Source organism: Trebonia sp., assembly GCF_049794275.1.
In the GTDB taxonomy this organism is placed as follows: domain Bacteria; phylum Actinomycetota; class Actinomycetes; order Streptosporangiales; family Streptosporangiaceae; genus Trebonia.
The window spans coordinates 1-1,856 of the sequence record NZ_JBARCR010000549.1; the positions used below are offsets into that span (position 1 = coordinate 1).

The window sequence follows — 1,856 nt, forward strand, 5'->3', positions numbered from 1 at the left end:
CGGCATGCCACTGCGCCGTCGAGGCGCGGTAGTCCAGCCGCCACGTGCGCGTGGACGCGTTACGCCGCAGCTCACGCGAGATCGTCGAGGGCGCGCGGCCCAGCCGGCGGGCGATCTCGCGCACGCCCGCCTTCTGCGCGTGCCAGATTGCGATGTACTCCCGTTCAGTGAAGGACAGGAAACGGCCGGACACCGCCGGCGGAAGGTTCGCAGCCACCCCGCCAGCCTGGCGGAACCAGCGGGTCCCGACCGCGGGCGACACGCCGGCCTCGCAGCCCGCGTCCTCGGAACTGGCGCCCCGTCTGATAGCCGCCCAGAACCGCACCCGGTCCTCGCGCCAGGCCACCGTCGGCCGGCCCGGAGAAGGCATCTGCCCCCGGTATAGCTGAACCTGCCGCTGCCGCTCCCGCATCGTCACGAACCACACCTCCATCGAAGGTGTTGCGACGATCCCCTGAACTTAAGCTCGCTGCCCTGATCGGTGTGGAACACCACGCCGGGAACAGCCCCGCCGCGGACGGCCACCGCCATCGCCAGCGCCCCGTAGGCCAGCGCCGCATCATGATGGGCGCCGAGCGCGAACCCGACGATCCGGCGCGAGCCCATGTCCATCACCGAGTCGAGGTACAGCTTGCCCTCACCGGTGACGATCTCGGTGCCGTCGCCATACCAGCGGCGGTTGAGCCCGCCGGCGGCGAACTTGCGCTTGACCAGGTCCGGTGCCCGCCACCGGCCCCTGCCCGGCCTTGTGGTCACCCTGCGCCTGCGCCTGCGCCGGGCGGCCAGGCCCTGCTCGCGCATCAGCGCCGCGACCGTGTTCTCGCTGACCCGCCACCCGTCATCGCGCAGCGCAGCGGTGATCCGCGGCGACCCGTCCTTCCCCTCACGTTCGGCGAACAGCCGCGCGATCTCGGCTTTGAGCCGCTCCCGCCGCGCTGCCCGCGGCGGGAGCTGTCCGCCCTTCCACTTGTACAACCAGGACTGGGACACCCCCAGCGCCCGGCAGCTGACCGCCTGCGGGATGCCGTGCGCATCCCTCTGGGAAGCGATGAAGCGGGCCACGGCTACCTGCTGCCCATCGCGTCCTTGACCCAGAGGGCCACGCTGCGCTTGAGCACATCGCGCTCCATCGCCAGCTCCGCGTTCTCCCGGCGCAGCCGCGCCAGCTCCGCGCGCTCATCCTCGCTCAGCTGCCCGTCCCCGCCGTCCCGGCGGCGCCGGTCCGCACCGACCCAGTTGCCCAGCGTGCCCTCGTTGATCCCGAGGTCACGCGCCACCTGCGCGATCGGCTTGCCCGTCTCCCGGACCAGCCGCACCGCGCCCTCCCGGAAGTCCTTATCGAACTTCCTCCGCGACTCTCCCATCGGAGAACTCCTCTCCCTTAAGAGGATCTCTCCACGCTGGGAGGGGAAACCCAGCAGCAGCCCCGGCGTGTGGGTGGTGATCCGGATCCAGGCGCGCTTCATGGCCCGGTAGGGCCGCAGCCGCCGGTATTTGCGCCTGATCCATTTCTGGACGTGGTGGTTGATCCTGGCGAGCAGCGGGTCCAGCACAGAATGGCGGAACCGGCCGTAGTAGGCCATCCACCCGCGGATGACCGGGCCGATCCAGCCGGCGAGCTGTTCCCAGGTGAGGTCGGTGCGCCGGTGAAGCCGCCACCCGGAGACGGTCTCGCTCATCCGCTTGACCGCCTTCGGGCTAGCTGCCAGGTCGAACCCGGTGAACCTGCCGTTCTTCCCCATGGTGTCGCGGGGCCGGAAGGCATATCCCAGGAAGTCGAAGGACACCGCGCCGTCCCATGGCTTGCGACGGCGGGAGTCCTTGCAGTAGATGATCCTGGTCTTGTCCGGGTGCAG

The 1,856-nt window shown here is 70.4% G+C and carries 3 protein-coding genes; all 3 read right to left on the minus strand.

Annotated features, from left to right (window positions below):
- A partial coding sequence (locus WA805_RS15070; protein ID WP_425242630.1) for a helix-turn-helix domain-containing protein occupies positions 1-412 on the minus strand: 412 nt, incomplete at its 3' end.
- Positions 413-414: 2 nt separating this feature from the next.
- Positions 415-1,062: an IS3 family transposase gene (locus WA805_RS15075; RefSeq protein WP_425242628.1), complete on the minus strand. Its 648-nt coding sequence runs from the start codon at positions 1,060-1,062 to the stop codon at positions 415-417.
- A gap of 2 nt (positions 1,063-1,064) precedes the next feature.
- The coding region (locus WA805_RS15080) for a transposase (RefSeq protein WP_425242629.1) at positions 1,065-1,856 on the minus strand (792 nt) is incomplete at its 5' end.